We start from the raw sequence: 277 nt of genomic DNA, 5'->3' as shown, positions 1-277 counted from the left end.
CCGGGTCCACGGCGGAGCCGTAGTTCGGGGTGGTGCGGATCTCGAAGTGCAGGTGCGGGCCGCTGGAGTTGCCGGTGTTGCCGGACAGGGCGATCTTCTGGCCGGTCTTGACGATCTGGCCGATCCTCACGTTCACCTGCGACAGGTGGGCGTACTGGGAGTACGTGCCGTTGCCGTGCTTGATGACGATGGCGTTGCCGTACGCGGGGCCGTCGCCGGCGCCGTTGGGGCCGGCCTTGACGACGGTGCCGCCGTGCGCGGCCATCACGGTGGTGCC

1 protein-coding gene is annotated in these 277 nt (G+C 69.7%); it reads right to left on the bottom strand.

What is annotated here, in order from left to right; all coding sequences use genetic code 11:
• The coding region (locus IH50_RS0137200) for a M23 family metallopeptidase (protein WP_030873249.1) at positions 1–277 on the bottom strand (277 nt) is incomplete at both ends.

This window comes from Streptomyces sp. NRRL S-37, assembly GCF_000721605.1.
In the GTDB taxonomy this organism is placed as follows: Bacteria; Actinomycetota; Actinomycetes; order Streptomycetales; family Streptomycetaceae; genus Streptomyces.
This window is presented reverse-complemented; position numbering and strand designations above follow the sequence as displayed.